Source organism: Pseudomonas sp. 39004, from assembly GCF_028682155.1.
GTDB lineage: Bacteria > Pseudomonadota > Gammaproteobacteria > Pseudomonadales > Pseudomonadaceae > Aquipseudomonas > Aquipseudomonas capeferrum.
In genome coordinates, this window is sequence record NZ_JANIAG010000326.1 from 1 (window position 1) to 2,244 (window position 2,244).

At 63.5% G+C, this 2,244-nt stretch carries 1 protein-coding gene; it reads right to left on the reverse strand.

Translation table 11 applies throughout. The annotated features are described in order from the left end of the window. Nucleotides 1-62: 62 nt before the first annotated feature. The gene (gene glgX / locus NP534_RS26635) at nucleotides 63-2,216 is read right to left on the reverse strand and encodes a glycogen debranching protein GlgX (RefSeq protein WP_274100715.1); all 2,154 of its coding nucleotides are present in this window, start codon (nucleotides 2,214-2,216) and stop codon (nucleotides 63-65) included. Nucleotides 2,217-2,244 lie beyond the last annotated feature (28 nt).

A 2,244-nucleotide genomic window follows, 5' to 3' on the forward strand; every position in this document is an offset into this window, starting at 1 on the left:
CTGCGCAGCCCTTTCGCGACGCAAGGCCGCTCCTACAAGGGACCGGTCATGGCCCTTCGGGTTCACTCTTCCTCGCGTTGCAACACCATCAACAACATCGAGCGCCCCTTCACTTCGAACGTACTCTCGAATGCCAAGTGCTGCCCCTTGCGCAACTCTGGCCGGTCGGTATCCACCAGGCAGCTCCAGTAATCACCGTCAGGCACGGTCGGCAACTGGAACGGCACCACGTCATGATGGGCATTGACGATCAGCAGCACCGTCGCCTCGGCGCCTGGCCGGGCGATGCCACTGACCTGGGCACGCCCGTCGATCAACATGCCCAGGCACCGGCCATGGGGGTCTTCCCATTGCTCGACGCTCATCTCGCTGCCATCCGGCGCCAACCAGGTGACATCCTTGACCCCGATCGCCTCGTTGTAGTCGCCCACCAGAAAGCGTGAGCGGCGCAGCACCGGGTAGGCCAGGCGCAGGCGGGTCAGGCGCTTGACGAAGGCCAGCAGCGCGGCGCCCTCGTCGTCCAGGTCCCAGTTGACCCAACCGATCTCGCTGTCCTGGCAATAGGCGTTGTTGTTGCCGTGTTGAGTGCGGCTGAACTCGTCGCCGGCGACGATCATCGGCGTGCCTTGGGCAAACAACAGGGTGGCGAAGTAGTTACGCATCTGGCGCATGCGCAGGGCGTTGATTTCCGGGTCGTCGGTGGGGCCTTCGGCGCCACAGTTCCACGATAGGTTGTTGTCGGTGCCGTCCTGGTTGTTCTCGTCGTTGTCCTCGTTGTGCTTGTTGTTGTACGACACCAGGTCGCGCAAGGTGAAGCCATCGTGGGCGGTGACGAAATTGACCGAGGCATAGGGGCGCCGGCCGCGGTTGTTGAACATGTCGCCCGACGCGGTCATGCGCGAAGCGAAGTCGGCCAGCTGGCCTTCGTCACCTTTCCAGAACGCCCGCACGGTATCGCGGAAGCGGTCGTTCCACTCGGCCCAGCCGGGCGCGAAGTTGCCCACCTGGTAGCCACCGGGGCCGCAGTCCCAAGGTTCGGCAATCAGCTTGACCTGGCTCAGCATCGGGTCCTGGCGGCAGGCGACGAGGAACCCGTGGCGTTCGCTGTAGCCGTCATGGTAACGGCCCAGGATGGTCGCCAGGTCGAAGCGGAAGCCGTCCACGTGCATCTCACCGGCCCAATAACGCAGTGAGTCGGTGACCAGTTGCAGCACGCAAGGGTGGCTCAGGTCCAGGGTATTGCCGGTGCCCGAATCGTTGATGTAGTAACGCTTGTCATCGGGCATCAGGCGGTAGTAGGAGGCGTTGTCGATGCCGCGCATGGACAGCGTCGGGCCGCGCTCGTTGCCTTCGGCGGTGTGGTTGTAGACCACATCCAGAATCACCTCCAGGCCGGCGTCATGCAGGTGCGCGACCATCTCCTTGAATTCGGCGATCTTGCCGCTGGCCAGGTAGCGGGGGTGGGGGGCGAAAAAGGCAATGCTGTTGTAGCCCCAGTAATTGTTGAGGCCCTTTTCCAGCAGGTGCTGGTCGTTGACGAAGGCATGGATCGGCAGCAGTTCGATACTGGAAACTCCCAGGTCCTTGATGTGCTTGAGCAGCTCGTCATTGGCAAGGCCGGCGAAGGTCCCGCGCAGCGCTTCGGGCACTGCCGGGTGGCGCATGCTGATGCCGCGGGTATGCGCTTCGTAGAGGATGGTGCGCTCCCACGGTATCTGTACGCGCTGATCGCGGCCCCAGGTGAAGGCCGGGTCGATGACCTTGCATTTGGGCACGAAGGGCGCGCTGTCACGCTCATCGAACGACAGGTCGCCGTCGGGGTGGCCGATGGTGTAGCCGAACAGGGCCTCGGACCATTTCAGGCTGCCGACCAGTTGCTTGGCGTAGGGGTCGATCAGCAGTTTGTTGGGGTTGAAACGGTGGCCGTTCTCGGGCTCGTAGGGGCCGTAGACGCGGTACCCGTAGACCAGGCCCGGGTGCGCGTCGGGCAGGTAGCCGTGGTAGATCTCGTCGGTGTACTCGGGCAGTTCGATGCGTTCGATTTCCTGCTCGCCGCTGGAGTCGAACAGGCACAGTTCGACCTTGGTGGCATTGGCCGAGAACAGGGCGAAGTTGACCCCAAGCCCGTCCCAGGTGGCGCCGAGGGGGAAGGGCATGCCTTCGCGAATGCGCGATGGGGCGACTGAGCGGGTTTTCTTCGGGATGCGGGGGCTCATACCTACACCCTGACCTGGAGCATGGCGT